This window comes from Brevundimonas aurifodinae, from assembly GCF_040195595.1.
GTDB classification, from domain to species: domain Bacteria; phylum Pseudomonadota; class Alphaproteobacteria; order Caulobacterales; family Caulobacteraceae; genus Brevundimonas; species Brevundimonas aurifodinae.
In genome coordinates this window covers 66,241-80,747 of the sequence record NZ_JBEGDD010000010.1, presented here as the reverse complement: position 1 = coordinate 80,747, position 14,507 = coordinate 66,241, and the positions used below count along the sequence as shown (strand labels likewise).

Annotated in this window: 19 protein-coding genes; 12 read left to right on the top strand and 7 right to left on the bottom strand. The window is 69.1% G+C overall.

What is annotated here, in order from left to right; genetic code table 11:
* Positions 1 to 93: 93 nt before the first annotated feature.
* The 4 genes from ABN401_RS12335 (at position 94) to ABN401_RS12320 (ending at position 2,838) form a co-directional block, all read left to right on the top strand.
* Positions 94 to 1,335, top strand: coding sequence for an MFS transporter (locus tag ABN401_RS12335; RefSeq protein ID WP_349685154.1), 1,242 nt, complete (start codon positions 94 to 96; stop codon positions 1,333 to 1,335).
* A 154-nt stretch (positions 1,336 to 1,489) separates the two neighbouring features.
* The gene (rpmI, locus tag ABN401_RS12330) at positions 1,490 to 1,687 is read left to right on the top strand and encodes a 50S ribosomal protein L35 (RefSeq protein ID WP_003166435.1); all 198 of its coding nucleotides are present in this window, start codon (positions 1,490 to 1,492) and stop codon (positions 1,685 to 1,687) included.
* A gap of 121 nt (positions 1,688 to 1,808) precedes the next feature.
* Positions 1,809 to 2,162: a 50S ribosomal protein L20 gene (gene rplT, locus ABN401_RS12325; protein WP_349685153.1), complete on the top strand. Its 354-nt coding sequence runs from the start codon at positions 1,809 to 1,811 to the stop codon at positions 2,160 to 2,162.
* A gap of 316 nt (positions 2,163 to 2,478) precedes the next feature.
* The gene (locus ABN401_RS12320) at positions 2,479 to 2,838 is read left to right on the top strand and encodes a hypothetical protein (protein ID WP_349685152.1); all 360 of its coding nucleotides are present in this window, start codon (positions 2,479 to 2,481) and stop codon (positions 2,836 to 2,838) included.
* A 76-nt stretch (positions 2,839 to 2,914) separates the two neighbouring features.
* On the opposite strand, the gene phyR is transcribed toward ABN401_RS12320, so the two are convergent.
* Complete coding sequence (gene phyR, locus ABN401_RS12315) at positions 2,915 to 3,709, bottom strand: anti-anti sigma factor/receiver protein PhyR (protein ID WP_349685151.1); 795 nt, start codon at positions 3,707 to 3,709, stop codon at positions 2,915 to 2,917.
* Positions 3,710 to 3,946: 237 nt separating this feature from the next.
* Between phyR and nepR the strand changes: the two genes are divergently transcribed.
* The 6 genes from nepR (at position 3,947) to ABN401_RS12285 (ending at position 8,876) form a co-directional block, all read left to right on the top strand.
* Complete coding sequence (gene nepR, locus ABN401_RS12310; RefSeq protein ID WP_349685226.1) at positions 3,947 to 4,153, top strand: anti-sigma T factor NepR; 207 nt, start codon at positions 3,947 to 3,949, stop codon at positions 4,151 to 4,153.
* Positions 4,150 to 4,749, top strand: coding sequence for a sigma-70 family RNA polymerase sigma factor (locus ABN401_RS12305; protein ID WP_349685150.1), 600 nt, complete (start codon positions 4,150 to 4,152; stop codon positions 4,747 to 4,749). The genes nepR and ABN401_RS12305 overlap by 4 nt, the downstream gene beginning before the upstream one ends.
* A 58-nt stretch (positions 4,750 to 4,807) precedes the next feature.
* Positions 4,808 to 5,881, top strand: a complete 1,074-nt coding sequence (locus ABN401_RS12300; protein WP_349685149.1) for a sensor histidine kinase — start codon at positions 4,808 to 4,810, stop codon at positions 5,879 to 5,881.
* A 52-nt stretch (positions 5,882 to 5,933) separates the two neighbouring features.
* Positions 5,934 to 6,071, top strand: a complete 138-nt coding sequence (locus tag ABN401_RS12295; RefSeq protein WP_349685148.1) for an entericidin A/B family lipoprotein — start codon at positions 5,934 to 5,936, stop codon at positions 6,069 to 6,071.
* Positions 6,072 to 6,195: 124 nt separating this feature from the next.
* Entirely contained in the window at positions 6,196 to 7,869 is a 1,674-nt protein-coding gene (locus tag ABN401_RS12290) for an MFS transporter (protein ID WP_349685147.1), read from the top strand.
* A gap of 146 nt (positions 7,870 to 8,015) precedes the next feature.
* Positions 8,016 to 8,876 (top strand): lipid A-modifier LpxR family protein, encoded by an 861-nt coding sequence (locus ABN401_RS12285; protein ID WP_349685146.1) that lies wholly within the window; start codon positions 8,016 to 8,018, stop codon positions 8,874 to 8,876.
* A gap of 9 nt (positions 8,877 to 8,885) precedes the next feature.
* Here the strand turns inward: ABN401_RS12285 and ABN401_RS12280 are convergent, their stop codons facing one another.
* The 3 genes from ABN401_RS12280 to ABN401_RS12270 all read right to left on the bottom strand — a co-directional run bounded on the left by ABN401_RS12280 (position 8,886) and on the right by ABN401_RS12270 (position 11,584).
* Positions 8,886 to 9,851 carry a magnesium transporter CorA family protein gene (locus ABN401_RS12280; protein ID WP_349685145.1) on the bottom strand — a complete coding sequence of 322 codons (966 nt, stop codon included), beginning with the start codon at positions 9,849 to 9,851 and terminating at the stop codon, positions 8,886 to 8,888.
* A gap of 24 nt (positions 9,852 to 9,875) precedes the next feature.
* A complete protein-coding gene (locus tag ABN401_RS12275; RefSeq protein ID WP_349685144.1) occupies positions 9,876 to 10,403 on the bottom strand; it encodes a CHAP domain-containing protein in 528 nt (175 codons plus the stop codon).
* Positions 10,404 to 10,474: 71 nt separating this feature from the next.
* The gene (locus ABN401_RS12270; protein ID WP_349685143.1) at positions 10,475 to 11,584 is read right to left on the bottom strand and encodes an acyltransferase family protein; all 1,110 of its coding nucleotides are present in this window, start codon (positions 11,582 to 11,584) and stop codon (positions 10,475 to 10,477) included.
* A gap of 48 nt (positions 11,585 to 11,632) precedes the next feature.
* On the opposite strand from ABN401_RS12270, the gene ABN401_RS12265 reads away from it, so the two are divergent.
* A complete protein-coding gene (locus ABN401_RS12265; RefSeq protein ID WP_349685142.1) occupies positions 11,633 to 12,091 on the top strand; it encodes a hypothetical protein in 459 nt (152 codons plus the stop codon).
* Between the two features lie 4 nt (positions 12,092 to 12,095).
* On the opposite strand, the gene ABN401_RS12260 is transcribed toward ABN401_RS12265, so the two are convergent.
* On the bottom strand, positions 12,096 to 12,533 hold the full coding sequence (locus tag ABN401_RS12260; RefSeq protein WP_349685141.1) for a COG3650 family protein: 438 nt from the start codon (positions 12,531 to 12,533) through the stop codon (positions 12,096 to 12,098).
* Positions 12,533 to 13,000, bottom strand: coding sequence for a hypothetical protein (locus ABN401_RS12255; protein ID WP_349685140.1), 468 nt, complete (start codon positions 12,998 to 13,000; stop codon positions 12,533 to 12,535). The genes ABN401_RS12260 and ABN401_RS12255 overlap by 1 nt, the downstream gene beginning before the upstream one ends.
* Before the next feature lie 97 nt (positions 13,001 to 13,097).
* Between ABN401_RS12255 and ABN401_RS12250 the strand changes: the two genes are divergently transcribed.
* Positions 13,098 to 14,228: a DNA cytosine methyltransferase gene (locus ABN401_RS12250; protein WP_349685139.1), complete on the top strand. Its 1,131-nt coding sequence runs from the start codon at positions 13,098 to 13,100 to the stop codon at positions 14,226 to 14,228.
* On the opposite strand, the gene ABN401_RS12245 is transcribed toward ABN401_RS12250, so the two are convergent.
* A complete protein-coding gene (locus ABN401_RS12245) occupies positions 14,225 to 14,497 on the bottom strand; it encodes a hypothetical protein (RefSeq protein ID WP_349685138.1) in 273 nt (90 codons plus the stop codon). The genes ABN401_RS12250 and ABN401_RS12245 overlap by 4 nt on opposite strands.
* Positions 14,498 to 14,507: the final 10 nt, after the last annotated feature.

The following is a 14,507-nucleotide window of genomic DNA, read 5'->3' as shown; positions in this document are numbered from 1 at the left end:
GCGATTTCATCGCGATATGTCCGTAAGCGGAGCAGTAATGGGGCGCGACGCCGGGGCTCTCGCATGGGCCGCCGCGCTCGGCTAGAAGGCGGCATGCCTGACAGCCTGACCGTTCCCGCCCCGCCCGATCGTCGTGACCGGCGGGCGCTGGCGGTGCTGTTCGCCATCGTCTTCATCAACCTGGTGGGGTTCGGCCTGGTGGTGCCGCTGCTGCCCTTCTTCGGCGACAGCCTGAACGCCGAGGCCTGGCAGGTCGCGCTGATGTTCTCGGCCTATTCGGTGGGGCAGTTCTTCGCCGAGCCCTTCTGGGGGCGGCTGTCGGACCGGATCGGCAGAAAGCCGGTTCTGCTGATCACCGTCTGCGCCAACGCCGTCGGTTATCTGATGCTGGCCTTCGTGCCCAACATCTGGCTGGCCATCGCGGTTCGGCTGTTCACAGGCCTGGGTGCGGGAAACGTCTCGACGGTCCAGGGCTATGTCGCCGACGTCACCCCGCCGGAAAAGCGCGCGGGGCGGATGGGGCTGATCGGGGCGGCGTTCGGGGCGGGCTTCATCGCCGGGCCCGGCCTGTCCGGCATCCTCGTGCAGGAGGACATGGGGCGGCTGGGCTATCAATTGCCGATCTTCGCGGCCTGCGGACTGGCGGTACTGGCGGCCCTGGGCGTCGTCTTCTTTCTGAAGGAGAGCCTGCAGCGATCCGCGACCCCGCCGGAGCGGACGCCGTTCCTGAGCGGGGTGCGTGACGCCGCCGCCAATCCGGTGATTTCGCGCGTGATCCTGGTGACCCTGATCTTCATGGCCGGGTTCTCGGGCATGGAATCGACTTTCGGCCTGTGGACCGGGGCCCGCTACGACTGGGGCGCGCGCGAGGTGGCCTTCGCCTTCATGGCCGTGGGGATCGTCTCGGTGCTGTCCCAGACGGCGGTCACCGGCCGGCTGGCGCGGAGGTTCGGCGAGAGCCGGGTTCTGGCCGGGGGCTGCCTGATGTTCGGGCTGGGCCTGCTGGGCCAGATGTTCTCGCCGGGGGCGTGGTTCGTGACGGTTGCGATGATCGTCGGAGGCTTCGGCATGGCGATGACCATGCCCAACATCTCGGCCATGATCTCCCGTGCCAGCCCGCCGGACCGGCAGGGAGCCATGCTGGGCCTGAACATGGCGGCGAGCTCGTCAGGCCGGATCGTGGGACCGATCGTGGCGGGCGCGATGTTCTCGGGCCTGGGGCATGACTGGCCGCTGGCGGTCGGAGCGGTTCTGATGATCCCGGCAGCGATCATGGCGCTCAACGCGGGGCGAGCCTCGACGCGCATGGCCCCGGTGCCGATCGCGGCCGAGTAAGCTTGCCTTTCGGCGTCGCTTCGCCTAGAAGCCGCGCCTTCGCGTACGGACCGCCGGGCGAACAGGCATGCCTGGGCGGTCCTTGAAACCAGCTTCCGATCAACCTTTCGGGCTCAAGTAGCCCGAAGGGCGGTAGCCCAAAAAGGAATGGAAAATGCCGAAACTGAAGACGAAGTCGGGCGCCAAGAAGCGCTTCAAGTTCACTGCGACCGGCAAGGTGAAGGCCGGGGTTGCGGGCAAGCGTCACCGCTTGATCAGCCACAACTCCAAATACATCCGCCAGAACCGCGGCACCTCGGTGATGGCCGACGCCGACGCCAAGAAGATCAAGTCCTACATGCCGTACGCCTGATCGGCGCGGCACCAGGACCCGGACTTCCCACCGCAATCGCATCGAATTTGAAATCAGGCGTCCCTCAAGCAGCAAGCGACCGCGTCGCGCGCGTTAGGGACCCTTCCGAAGGAAAAACAGAATGGCACGCGTGAAGAGGGGCGTCGTTTCGCACGCCCGGCACAAGAAGGTTCTGGAGCAGGCCAAGGGCTTCTCCGGTCGCCGCAAGAACACCATCCGCACGGCCAAGGCCGCCGTGGACCGCGCCGGGCAGTATGCCTATCGCGACCGCCGCACCAAGAAGCGCAACTTCCGCGCCCTGTGGATCCAGCGCATCAACGCCGCCGCCCGCCAGGAGGGCTTCACCTACTCGCAGTTCATCCACGGCCTGTCGAAGGCCGGGATCGAGCTGGACCGCAAGGTGATGGCCGCCATCGCCGCCGACGAGACCGGTTTCAAGGCCATCGCCGACAAGGTGCGCGCCGCGCTCGCCTGATCGGGGATCAAAGGCGATCGAGAACAGGGCCGTCCGGGCGACCGGGCGGCCCTTTCGCTTGCCCGGAGCAGACAAGAAAAAGGCGACCCTTGCGGATCGCCTTGAGGTGGCATCATCGAGAATGAGGCGCGGAGGCGGCGGGACCTGCTGTGGCGGGTCCAAGTCGGGGGGCGTCGTCGCCTCCGCAGTCCGATAACGGCGGATGCCCGACCGCGTTCCCTGAGGCCGGAAGTTTTTTCGCGCGATAGACGAAGCGGAACGGTGACGCTCGCCGATGCGTTTCGACCGCTCAATCCCCTGCACCGGAGCGCACCGCATGACCCATGATGATCCCCACTCGCGAGCCGCGGACGCCGTGCACGAGGGTCGGCCGGTCGAGGAGCAGTTCACCAAGCAGGGGCGGGGCGGACGAAGGATCAGCGTCGTCCTGGCCCTGGGCATCGGACTGACCGCGCTCGGCTTCTTCATTCTCTATCTGTTCTTCAGCCCGGGCTTTTCGGCCGGCGATCCGAACACCGGCCAGCAGGGCGTCGATTCCGCCGCCTTCCAGGGCGATGGCATGCCCGCCGCGGACGCGCCGACGACCTCGACCGGCGAACCCACGGCTCCGCCGACGGGCGAGGCCCCCAACGTCAACGCCCCCACGGTCCAGGCGGCCCCGTCCTCGGCCGAGTGACCGCCGCTTCGGGATGAAGAAAGGCCCCGCCGGCGCGACCGGCGGGGCCTTTGGCTTGTCTAACGCGCGCCTGGGGTCAGGCGGCTTCCTTCTGGCGCGTCGGGTGGAAGAACAGCGCCTGGCTGATCGCCGCCTTCACCGTCTCGGGCTGGAACGGCTTGGTGATCAGGAAGGTCGGCTCGGGTCGCTCTCCGGTCAGAAGCCGTTCCGGGAAGGCGGTGATGAAAATCACCGGCACGTCGAACCGCTTGAGGATATCCTTGACGGCGTCGATGCCAGACGAGCCGTCGGCCAGCTGGATATCGGCCAGGACCAGACCCGGGCGGTGACGGGCGACGGCATCGACGGCCTCGTCATGGGTCGTGGCGGTGGCGGTGACGGTGTGGCCCAGCTCGCGCACCAGGCTCTCGATGTCGGCCGAGATGATGGCCTCGTCCTCGATGATCAGCACGTCGGTGGCCAGTTCGGCGTCGATCTCGGCCTGCGCCTCGCCGATCAGCCGCTCGACCGCATGGGCGTCGGACGACAGGATCTGGGCGGCCTCGGACGGGGTGAAGCCCTCGAGCGCGGTCAGCAGGAACGCCTGGCGAGAGCGCGGCGCGATCCGCATCAGGCGGCTGGCGGCGTCGCCGTGCGTCTCCAGACCGCTCGCGTCCTCGAGCTGGGCGCCCGTCGACGACCAGATGGTGTGAAAGACGTGGTAGAGGGCGACGCGGGGCGTCATGTCGGGAGGCAGTTGCCGCTCGCCGGCGGCGAGGGCCTCCAGGGCGACGCGGACATAGTTGTCGCCGGTGGCCTGGTCGCCCGTGAGGGCGCGGGCATAGCGACGGACATAGGGAAGATGCGGCGCGAGTCTGGCCAGTAGGCTCATTATGGAAGTCCCCGACAGTAGGTTCGCGCGCCTGTCTTTCAGGCGCGTCTCGCGTGTCTAACGTAGCATCCCCGCCACGGTTCCGCGTCGCGGATCGCAGCTTGACCATAAAATGCGTTCGGGGTCGGAACCGGCCCGCGGCGGCGACGTTAGCGGCCTCACAAGTATAGGTCGGCCGTGCAAGGCCGGCGCGCATCCCGCGTGAATGAGATCAACGAGCTGGCGGCACACCACAACATGATCGACACCCCCGACCCCCGGCGCAAACCCGCCGCGGCCCCTGCGAGCGAACCCGGCCTTGAGGAGGCGCGTCTGCGACAGCAGGCCATCGGGGTGAAGCTGCGGCACATGTTCGACGAGGTCGTGAACGAGCCGGTTCCCGACGAGTTCCTGGAAATCCTGCGTCGCGCCGATCAACGCGGATCGGGTGGAGGCAAGGCGTGAGCGCGGCCCCCAAACCTCCCTCGGCCGACGACGAAGGCTTCAAGCGCGAACTGGTGCAGCTGATCCCCCACCTGCGCGCCTTCGCGCGGACCCTGACGGGCGACGCGACCGCCGCCGACGACCTGGCCCAGGACGCCATGATGAAGGCCTGGGACGCGCGCGCCAGCTATCAGATGGGCACCAATATGAAGGCCTGGACCTTCATGATCCTGAGAAACCAGTTCTACTCCGAGAAGCGTCGCTCCTGGCGCTCGTCGCAACTGGACCAGGAGGCCGCCGAACGGACCCTGGTCGCCGTCGACGATCCCGAGGCGCCGGTGGCCCTGGATGAGTTGCGCCAGGCGCTGAACACCCTGCCGGAGGAGCAGCGAGAGGCGCTGATCCTGGTCGGCGCGGGAGGCTTCGCCTACGAGGAAGCCGCCGAGATCTGCCAGTGCGCCGTCGGCACGGTGAAGAGCCGCGTCAGCCGGGCGCGCAAGGCGCTCCAGGCGACCCTGGAGCGCGGCGGCTACAGCCGGGACGGGCGCGCGGCCGGCGACGCCATGCGCTCGATTCTCGCGGATGCGGATCGCCTGAGCGCGGCCCGTCAGGGCTGAGGGCGTGGCCCCCGCCGGAGATCAGGGACCGCGTCGGCGGCGCCTGGGCGCGCCCGGCATGTCGCGGTTTCACGGCCGGGAGCAGGGGCTGGCGCGGTTCGAGGGAATTCGGTTCCGGCTGGGCGTCGCCCTGGCCGTCGCCCTCCTGCCCATCCTGGTCCTTCCGGCCCTGCTGTCGTGGGCGGACCTGGATCCGATCGGGGTTTTTCTCGCGCCGATCGTGGCCTGGATCGTCGCCTTCGGCACGGTGATGTGGGTGACCGAGCGCATCGTCGTGCGCTGGCTGGACTATCTGGAGCGGATCGCCGCCCTCTACGCACGGGGCCGCTATTCCGTCCGCCCGGTCCAGGCCTCGCACGCGCCGTCCGAAGTGCGGCGTCTGGCGGCCACGCTGGACGAACTGGCCGAGGCCATCACCACGCGGGACCGGTCGCTGAACGAGAGCCTGGTGGAGAAGGACGCCCTGTTGCGGGAGATCCATCACAGGGTGAAGAACAATCTGCAGATCATCTCGTCGCTGTTGTCGATGCAGCAGCGGGCCTTGAAGGACGAGCCCGCCAAGGTCGCCCTGGGCGACACGCGGCAGAGGATCTCGGCCCTCGCCCTGATCTATCGCACCCTCTACCAGAGCGACGACATTCGCCATGCCGACGCCAGCGACTTCCTGATGGAGCTGGTCGGCCAGCTGGTGGCCAGCGACAGCGGGCGCGGGCCGGTGGTGACCAGCGACATCAAGGCCGACAGTCTGATCGTCGATCCCGACAAGCTGGCTCCCCTGGCCCTGTGGCTGGTCGAGGCGGTGACCAACGCCCAGAAGCACGCCTTCGCCGGACGCGGCGGCGCGCTTCAGGTGCGGTTCAGGGTGCTGGGCGAGACCAGCGTGCTGGAGGTCGAGGACGACGGTCCCGGGCCCAGCGATCGCGACATGGAGACCGGCGTCGGTCGCACCCTCATGGGGGCCTTCGCCAAACAGCTGAGGGGCGAGGTCGAGATCGTGCCGGCCGCTCCACGCGGCACGATCGCGCGGATGACCTTCGCCACGCCCGAGGCGATCCAGCCCATCGACCCTCGCGATCTGGATCGGGTGGACGCCGTGGTCAAGCCGGGAACCCTGTCGCGCGCGTCGCGTTGAGCACGGGTATCGGCGGGACCTCCCCACCGTCGCCCGTTTCCAGGAGTTATCCATGCGCAAGGTCTTCGTACTGTTCGCCGCCGCCGCCGCCCTGACCACCGCCGCCTGCAACACCGTCGCCGGTGCCGGCCGCGACACCCAGGCCGTGGGATCGGCCGTGACCGAGGCCGCGAACGACGCCGCCGACTGATCCCGGCGCACGTCCGACCGTTTGAACCCCGTCGGCCCCGCCGACGGGGTTTTCTCTTGTCCGGGTTCGCGCGGCCCCGCTAGGTTCGCCGCAAGCGTCGGAGACAGGACGCGGGGGAGCCACGATGACCGATCACGCCGCCGAGCCGAGCAAGCCTGAGCCTGGCGAGCCCGGGCTAACCACTGTCGTGGGAGCCTCGGCCGCCGGCACGGCGTTCGAGTGGTACGACTTCTTCATCTTCGGCTCGCTGACAGCCGTCATCGCCCGGCATTTCTATGCCGATGTGGGCGAGGCGACCGGATACATCCTGGCCCTGCTGACCTTCGGCGTCGGCTTCGTCGTGCGGCCGCTGGGGGCGCTGGTGTTCGGCTGGTTCGGCGACCGGACGGGACGCAAGACCACCTTCCTGGTCACCATCACCCTGATGGGGGTGGCCACCGTCGCCATCGGCCTGCTGCCCGACTATGACCAGATCGGCCTGTGGGCCCCGGCCCTGCTGATCTTCCTGCGCATTCTCCAGGGGTTCGCCCTGGGCGGCGAATATGGCGGCGCAGCCATCTATGTCGCCGAACATTCCCCGGCGAAGTCGCGCGGCTTCCTGACCGGCTGGATCCAGACGACGGCGGCGCTCGGCCTGATCGGCGCCCTGACCGTGATCCTGGCCACCCGCGCCATCGTCGGCAACGAGGCCTTCGACGAATGGGGCTGGCGCATTCCCTTCCTGCTGTCGGCCGGGCTGTTGACGATCTCGCTGTGGATCCGCCTGAAGCTGAACGAGAGCCCGACCTTCCGCCGGATGGAATCCGAGGGCGGGGCGCGCCGGGCGCCGTTCCGGGAATCCTTCCTGGAATGGAAGAACCTGAAGTTTGTGCTGCTGGCCCTGTTCGGCACCATGATCGCCCAGGGCGCGGTCTGGTACTGCGGCTATTTCTATTCGCGCTTCTTCATGGAGCGGATTCTGAAGGTCGAGGTGGCCACGGTCGACATGGTGATGCTGTGGCTGACCGTCGTGTCGGCGGTGCTTTATGTCTTCTTCGGCTGGCTGTCCGACAAGCTGGGCCGGAAGCCCGTCATGCTGTTCGGCATGATCCTGGCGCTGGTCGCCTTCTTCCCCGGATTCCAGGCCCTGACGCGGGCGGCCAATCCCGCGCTGGCCGAGGCGCAGGCCTCCTCGCCGGTGACCGTGATCGCCGATCCGGCCACCTGCGCCCTGCAGTTCGATCCGGTCGGCAAGGCGGCCTTCGCCAGTTCCTGCGATCTGGCCAAGACCGTGCTGTCGAACGCCGGCGTCTCCTATGTCAACGTCGCCGCGCCCTCAGGATCGCTGGCCCGCGTCCGGGTCGGCGAGGTCGAGGTGGTCTCGGCCGAGGGCGAGGGCCTGCCGCCCGCCGAACTGGCCGCCGTCAAGGCCGAGGTCGAGGGACGCATCAAGGCGGCCCTGGTCGCCGCCGGCTATCCCGAGAGGGCTGATCCGGCGCGGGTCGATCTGCCGATGATCTTCGCCATCCTGATGATCTTCATCGTGGCGGCCACGGCCCTGTACGGACCCCAGGCGGCGGCCCTGGTCGAGCTGTTCCCCACGCGCGTGCGCTATACGGCGATGAGCCTGCCCTACAACATCGGCACCGGCTGGGTCGGGGGGCTGCTGCCGGCGGCGAGCTTCGCCCTCGTGGCGTGGTCGGGAAACATCTATTTCGGTCTGTGGTACGCGGTCGTCTTCACCGCCATCGCCGTGGTCGTGACCCTGGTGTTCATGCCGGAGACCAGGGGGCGGGACCTCAACACCATCGGGGAGTGAGATCGCGGTCGTGCCCCCTATCAGGGGAACCCGGTGGACGCGGGTCGCGTTCGGTGACGGTGTCAGCAATGTGTCGCAACAATCGGGTTGGTGCGGCGCTGAAGTTGGTGCAGATTAGTGCTCGCTAACGGGCTGTGAGGGGACCGTTGATCCGTCTGTCGGGATGTGTGTTCGGTGTCGTGGCGCTGGTGGCCGGATCGGTCCCCGCGGGCGCGCAGACTGTGGTCAATCAGAATTGGTCGGACGGCGAGCAGCGGACGGCCTCCACCATCACCGCCCAGCTGAACCGGCAGGTCGGGTTCAACGTCGCCACCGAGCGCGAGTTCGGCCCCGCGCTGGAGTTCGCCACCGACTATACGCCGATCGCGGCCCAGAGCCCGTTCGCGGCGACCACGACCCACGACGTCTGGCACGAGGGCGAGGGGCACTCCGACCGGCTGCGCCTGCGCCAGCGCGGAGAACTGCGCCGGGCCGATGGCTCGCCCCTGCCTTTGACGCCTCTGGATCAGGCGGCTTTCGACGCCGAGGGCTATGATCTGTCCTATACCCGCGGCTGGCCCGTGGCGCGGGGCTATACCGCCTCCGGCCTGGAGGTGACGCTGACCCCGCACGCCGGGGTCGGGGTCGGCGACCGGGGCGGCAGCGCCCAGGCCGGCGCGACCCTGACGATCGGTTCGGGCGTCGACGACATGGTGCCCGAAGGAGCCGAAGCGTTCGGCGAGCGTGCCCGCTGGTATCTTTACGCCGCCGGGTCCGGCACGGCGGTCGGCTACAACTTCGCCAGGACCCGCGACGGCGACTATGCCCGCTCCGGCGTCAGCCGCGACTCGGGCTCCTTCCTGGGCGACGCCTCGATCGGGGTGGCGATGCGCAGGGGGCACGTTCAGGGCTCGTTCGGCCTGGTTTATCGCGAGCTGGAGGCCGAGGGCCTGCGCGGCGGCGAGGGCTTCGACCGGGACGTGACCGAGGGGCTGGTCGCCTTCCAGCTGTCGATCAAGCCGGAATAGAGATCGGCTTCAGAACCATCCCTTGCGCTTGAACCACAGCAAGGGGAGGGCCGACGATACCGCCATGAGCAGCAGCGCCAGCGGATAGCCCCAGGTCCAGGTCAGTTCGGGCATCAGATCGAAGTTCATCCCATAGACCGCGCCGATCAGGGTCGGCGGCATCAGGGCCACGGTGAACAGCGAGAAGACCTTGAAGATCGACGACTGCTGGATGTTGATCAGGCCGAGCGTCGCCGAGAGCTGGAAGGTGATGCCCGCCGCCACGGCCTGGTTGTGGGTCAGCAGGCTGGCGGCATCGCGCCCGAGGGACCGCAGGTGCTCGCGCTTGTCCTCGATCATGTCCAGGCGCTCGTCCAGGCTGACGAAGGCGAACACGCGCGCGAGGCCCGACAGGCTCTGCTCGATGCGGCTGTTGGCGATCTGGGCGCGACCCAGCTTGGTGATCAGATGCTGGAAGCCGACGGTCTTCTCCGTGCCGGAAAAGACATGGCTGGCCACCCCGTCGACCTTGTGCGCGGTCTTGGACAGGACGTCGGACGCCCGGTCGATGATGGCTTCCACCAGGTTCAGGAACATGTCCGCGCCGCTGTCGCAAAGCGACGGCTCCCGCTCCAGCTTGTCGGTGAACATGGTGAAAGGACGGGGGTCGAAGTAACGGATCGTGACCAGCGGCCCGTGGGTCAGGATGAAGGTCACCGGGTCCACCGTCGGCAGCTCGGCCTCGGCGTTGTGCAGGATGTCGGCGGTGACATAGGTCGCGCCGTTCTCGCGGTAGAGGCGGCTGGACGCCTCCAGCTCGTTCATCTCCTCGCGGGTCGGGATCGAAAGGCCCAGCGCCTTTTCGATGGCCATGTCTTCCTCGCGGGTCGGCTCGATCAGATCGACCCACAGGGTGTCGGCCGGCAGGGTCCAGCCCTCGACGTCGATTTCCGCGCCCTCGCAGGCCGTGCAGCCCGAACGATAGAGACGGATCATCCGGGGAGGCTCAAGGCGTGGGGATCAGGGCTGGCCGGAGGCCGAGCCCGCGTTGCTTGCCACCTGACGACCGGCCTCCAGCCCCTCGCGGGCGCTGTTGTAGATGAAGCCGTAGGTCGGATAGACGGTCGTGCCCAGGTCGTTGATCGGGTTGTACCAGACCTTGACCTGGCTCCAGTCGTTCTGGCCCGAGACGTCGACGACGGTGACGTTTTCCTCGACCCGGCCCCGGCTGCCGCCCCAGTTGGCGTGGGTCACGCGGATGACGCGGTCGGTCAGGATGTCGGAGACGACGGCGACGTGGCCCCGGCTCATCCGGCCCTCGGGGCGGAAGACCAGGACGGAGCCGGTCTCTGGCGCGCGGCCGGTGCGGAAGCGGTCCACGGCCTGATTCCACCAGGTCCAGGCGTCGCCGAAGATGTTGATGCCGGAGAACATGCGCGCGAACGTCACGCACTGCCAGTAGGGATCGTCCGCGCGGACCGGGGCCGGGGACAGGGCGAAGAGGCCAAGGGTCGCTGCAACCACAGCGGCGGTGAGCCGTTTCGTCATGCTGGAATGTTTCCGACTGTTACGCCCGACCTATCCCTAGACGATAGTTTGCGAGGGTTGAAGAACCCTTTTCAGGCGAGTTGCGCGGCCTGTCGTCGCCGCTCGGCATGGGCGGCGCGACGGTCGGCCATGCCCCTGAGCGCCCGCCGGGCGGGGTGTTCGACCAGATGATAGGCGATCGCCGCCACGACCGGCAGGGCCAGCACGACCGCCAGCCACACGAACAGGTGAAGCTTCTTGTCCTCGGCACCCGTCACGCGGGCGGCCAGGTTCACCGCCAGCAGCTGCCAGGGCACCAGCACCATATAGATGGCGTAGCTGATCTCTCCCAGATAGACGGCCGGGCGCGACGCCAGCCATCCTGCAGCGGCGTTCGAGAGGCCTCCGAGCCCCAGGATCAGGCCACCGGCGAACAGCACGACCACGGCGTCCGGTGCCTGGAGCGAGGCCGCGAGCCCGATGCCGATCACCGATCCGGCCACGAGCCATCCCGGTCTCCACAGGCCGCCACGGCGATGCAGCAGATACAGGGCGCAGCCATAGGCGAAGCAGGGCACGATCCGCAGGGCCCCCCAGCGGAAGGTCGCCTCGGTCAGGGAGAAGCCCGCCAGCGCCTGGAACCCGGCGTAGAGGACGGCTCCGATCCCGATGGCGCCCGCAACGGCGACCAGGGGGCGCTCTCTCAATCGCCAGGCGACGAAGGCGAAGGCCGGAAAGGTCAGATAGGCGAACCACTCCGCCGAGATCGACCAGGACGAGTGGTTCCACCCCGCCTCGGGCGCGAAGCCCCAGGCGTGCAGCATCGTCAGATGCGCGGGCAGGGAGGCCCAGCTGAGCACATTGCCGTCGATGGCCATGCCGGCCGCGACCGCCGCCAGACCCAGGGCTCCGACGCCCAGAAGCGTCGCCAGATGCAGCGGATAGACCCGGGCGATACGCGCCCACAGGAAGCCGCCATAGCGAAAGCCGCCTTCGCCGAACGCCTTCAGATAGACGTGGCTGAGGATGAAGCCGGACAGGACGAAGAAAAGCTCGACCCCCAGATAGCCCTTGGCCACCAGATTGGGCGTCACCCCGATGTCGAGGTTGGGCCAGAAGGCATAGAGCGCCACCCAGGCGGCGGCGAAGAAGCGGAGCGCGGTCAGCGCGCGCAGGTCCTGGGGCGTTTCCACCTGTGTCATGGATGAAGTCTGCATCCGCGAGCGTACGAAAAGCGTTAAATCGCCCCCATGACCGACCCGACCCCGCCTGACACTCCGGTGCGCCTCTCGTTCGAGAGCCTGTCCGACGCCGCCGCCGACGATGCGGGGCTGGCGAGGGAACCGGCCCGCGCGGCCCTGACGGCTGCGCTGGGCCTGCTGGACCGGCACGCGGCGCGCGAAAGCCTGGTGGCGCTGTTCGACGCCGTCGACGGCGCGGAGGCCGCCGCCCGGTCGGATGCGGCGGCCCGACCCCGGCGCGGTCTGTTCGGCGGCCTGATCGCCGGGGCCGGAGGTCTGTCGGGCAAGGCCGTGGCCGAGGCCATGGGCCTGCTGGAACAGCTGGAGCCGCTGGGTATCGGAAAGCCGGAGATGAAGCGACTGCTGCCCGCCGCGCGCGACCGCGTCCGCGCCGCGACGGGCCGCGACCTGCTGGGCGATGCGGTGCGTAGCGTGCCGGGCGTCGGCCCCTTGCTGGGCGGCGGCTAGGCCTCTACGGACGCGGCTCGCTGTTCAGGAAGGCGACGGAGGCGGCGCAGCCGTTCAGCGTCTGGGGTCCCATCTCGACCCGCGCCGTCAGGGGATAGGTCCGGTCGCTCATGCCGTCCGAACATTCGGTGGCGATCAGGGTCACGACCAGGGCCGTGCCGTCCTCGCCCGCCGCCGCATAGACCGCCGTCGTTCCCTGGACCGTCGGACCCGGGTTGTCGGCCCGCATCCCGCTGGAATCGACAGCGGAATAGGCCAGGGCCTCCGGTGTGATGTCGACGCTCCAGAACGGCTCGGTGCCGATGGCGCGCAGGGGTTGATCGAGATCGACGCCGCCCAGGGTGGTCGGCTCGGGCGCCGGGATCGGTGCCGAGACCTCAGGGGCTGGTTCCGAACACCCGGCGAGGGCCAGGCCGGCGACGAGCGCGGTGATCCGAAGCATCAGCCGGCGGTCGCGGGCGGATAGGCGCTGAGCGCGTCGGCGCATCCGGCCTGGGTCGAGTCACCCCACGCCAGGGTGGCGTTCAGGGCCCGGGTCTGCTCGCCGAGATCGGCGCAGGGCCCGGCCGTGAGGGTCAGGGTCACAAGCGTCCCGTCCGTCAGGGTGATGGCATAGGCCACGCCGTCGCCAGCCGCCGTCGGGATCGCCGGGCCCGTCCGGGGCGTCGTCACGTCGCCGGAGAAGTCGCCGATGTCCTTCCAGGTGGCCACGCCATCGACGATCTCGACCGACCAGAACGGCTCGGAACCCATGGCCAGGAGCGGCTGGCTCAGATCGATCCCGCCCAGTTGGGATGGCGCGGCCGCGGCCTGTGCCGGGGCCTCGGTCGGCGAAGCCTCGGCGGTTTCCGCCTCGGGCGAGCAGGCTCCTAGGGCAAGGACGGCGACGACGGCGATCAGGCGGTTCATGAAAGTCTCCGAACGGGGTTCTGCGCGAGACAAGCCGTCCGCCGGGCCGGGGTCAACCCTGCTCGCGATGACGATTCCAGACGCCTAAGCTGGACCCATGGCGATTCGCCCGGAGCCGGCTCTCGAAGCCCTGGAGTTCTTCGCGGGCGGCGGGCTGGCGGGGCTGGGGCTGAGCGGATTCCGGACGACCTTCGCCAACGATGTGGATCCGATGAAGGCCGCCGCCTGGCGCGCCAACCACACCGGGGTGTTGAGCCAGGGCGATGTCTGGGCTCTGGAGGCTAGGGACCTCCCCGGGCGACCGACGCTCGCCTGGGCGTCCTCGCCCTGTCAGGACGTCAGCCTGGCCGGGGCGCGGGCGGGGCTGGGCGGGCAGCGGTCCGGGGCCTTCTGGGGCTTCTGGCGACTGATGCAGGCTCTCGACGCGGAGGGTCGGGCACCGCCGATCGTCGTTGTGGAGAATGTGGTCGGTCTGCTGACCTCGGGCGACGGCCGCGACTTCGTGGCGATCTGCGAGGCGATGGCCCAGGCCGGATATCGCGTGGGCGCGCTGGAGATGGACGCGGCCCTGTGGCTGCCCCAGTCGCGGCCTCGGCTGTTCATTGTCGCGATGCGAGGCCTCGCAGGCCCGGAGGCGGCGGCACCCTTGGCGCCGTTTCACTCCCCGAGGATCGTCGGGGCGTTCGAGCGGCTGTCGCAAGGCGGCCGCGCCGCCTGGGCCTGGTGGAGCCTGCCCGCTCCGTCCCGGCGCAACACCGACCTGATCGACCTGCTTGAGGACGACGAGGTTGTGTCGTGGTTTGACCACGACCACACGCAGGCGTTGATCGCTCTGGCTGCGCCCCTGCACCAGGCGCGTCTGGAGGCGGCGCGGGCCTCGGGCGAGCGCCGCATCGCCGCCGCCTATCGCCGGGTTCGGACGGAGAACGGCGCCAAGGTCCAGCGTCTGGAGCTGAGGCTGGATGGCTTGGCCGGATGCCTGCGGACGCCGGCCGGGGGCTCGTCGCGCCAGTATGTCATCGTCTGCGACGGGGGGCGGCTGAGGGCCCGGCGTTTGACGGGGCGAGAGGCCGCGCGGTTGATGGGCCTGCCCGACGGCTACCGCCTGCCGAAATCGGAGACCGCCGCCCTGAAGCTGATGGGGGATGCCGTGGCCGTGCCCGTGGTCCGGCATCTGTCGGAGGGACTGTTGCTGCCGGCCGCCCTGGGCCGCCTCGCCGCCGCCTAATCCTCGCGTCCGGCCTCGCGGCCGGGATCGAGAGTGTTGTTGACCTGGTCGTCCCAGCCTTCGCGATGGGACTTGAACGCCAGCGCCATCAGGAGCCAGGTCAGGCCGACCGTGCCCAGCACCCCCAACCCCATGGCGATCCAGCCGTGGATCGACATCGGCCCGCCCCCGATCGCCAACCAGAACCAGCCCATCGCGCCCGTCGCCAGGGCCGACAGGCCCAGGGCGAACAGGATGGTCAGGACGTGACGGAGCGGTCCGGTGGGCATGGGCGGGCCC

Coding starts and splice junctions, on each gene's coding strand:
- ABN401_RS12265 (WP_349685142.1), top strand. CDS start 11,633: ATGACCGACCCGACCCCGCCTGACACTCCGGTGCGCCTCTCGTTCGAG.
- ABN401_RS12255 (WP_349685140.1), bottom strand. CDS start 13,000: ATGAACCGCCTGATCGCCGTCGTCGCCGTCCTTGCCCTAGGAGCCTGC.
- ABN401_RS12295 (WP_349685148.1), top strand. CDS start 5,934: ATGCGCAAGGTCTTCGTACTGTTCGCCGCCGCCGCCGCCCTGACCACC.
- phyR (WP_349685151.1), bottom strand. CDS start 3,709: ATGAGCCTACTGGCCAGACTCGCGCCGCATCTTCCCTATGTCCGTCGC.
- ABN401_RS12245 (WP_349685138.1), bottom strand. CDS start 14,497: ATGCCCACCGGACCGCTCCGTCACGTCCTGACCATCCTGTTCGCCCTG.
- ABN401_RS12275 (WP_349685144.1), bottom strand. CDS start 10,403: ATGACGAAACGGCTCACCGCCGCTGTGGTTGCAGCGACCCTTGGCCTC.
- ABN401_RS12280 (WP_349685145.1), bottom strand. CDS start 9,851: ATGATCCGTCTCTATCGTTCGGGCTGCACGGCCTGCGAGGGCGCGGAA.
- rpmI (WP_003166435.1), top strand. CDS start 1,490: ATGCCGAAACTGAAGACGAAGTCGGGCGCCAAGAAGCGCTTCAAGTTC.
- ABN401_RS12290 (WP_349685147.1), top strand. CDS start 6,196: ATGACCGATCACGCCGCCGAGCCGAGCAAGCCTGAGCCTGGCGAGCCC.
- rplT (WP_349685153.1), top strand. CDS start 1,809: ATGGCACGCGTGAAGAGGGGCGTCGTTTCGCACGCCCGGCACAAGAAG.
- ABN401_RS12260 (WP_349685141.1), bottom strand. CDS start 12,533: ATGCTTCGGATCACCGCGCTCGTCGCCGGCCTGGCCCTCGCCGGGTGT.
- ABN401_RS12335 (WP_349685154.1), top strand. CDS start 94: ATGCCTGACAGCCTGACCGTTCCCGCCCCGCCCGATCGTCGTGACCGG.
- ABN401_RS12320 (WP_349685152.1), top strand. CDS start 2,479: ATGACCCATGATGATCCCCACTCGCGAGCCGCGGACGCCGTGCACGAG.
- nepR (WP_349685226.1), top strand. CDS start 3,947: ATGATCGACACCCCCGACCCCCGGCGCAAACCCGCCGCGGCCCCTGCG.
- ABN401_RS12300 (WP_349685149.1), top strand. CDS start 4,808: ATGTCGCGGTTTCACGGCCGGGAGCAGGGGCTGGCGCGGTTCGAGGGA.
- ABN401_RS12270 (WP_349685143.1), bottom strand. CDS start 11,584: ATGACACAGGTGGAAACGCCCCAGGACCTGCGCGCGCTGACCGCGCTC.
- ABN401_RS12250 (WP_349685139.1), top strand. CDS start 13,098: ATGGCGATTCGCCCGGAGCCGGCTCTCGAAGCCCTGGAGTTCTTCGCG.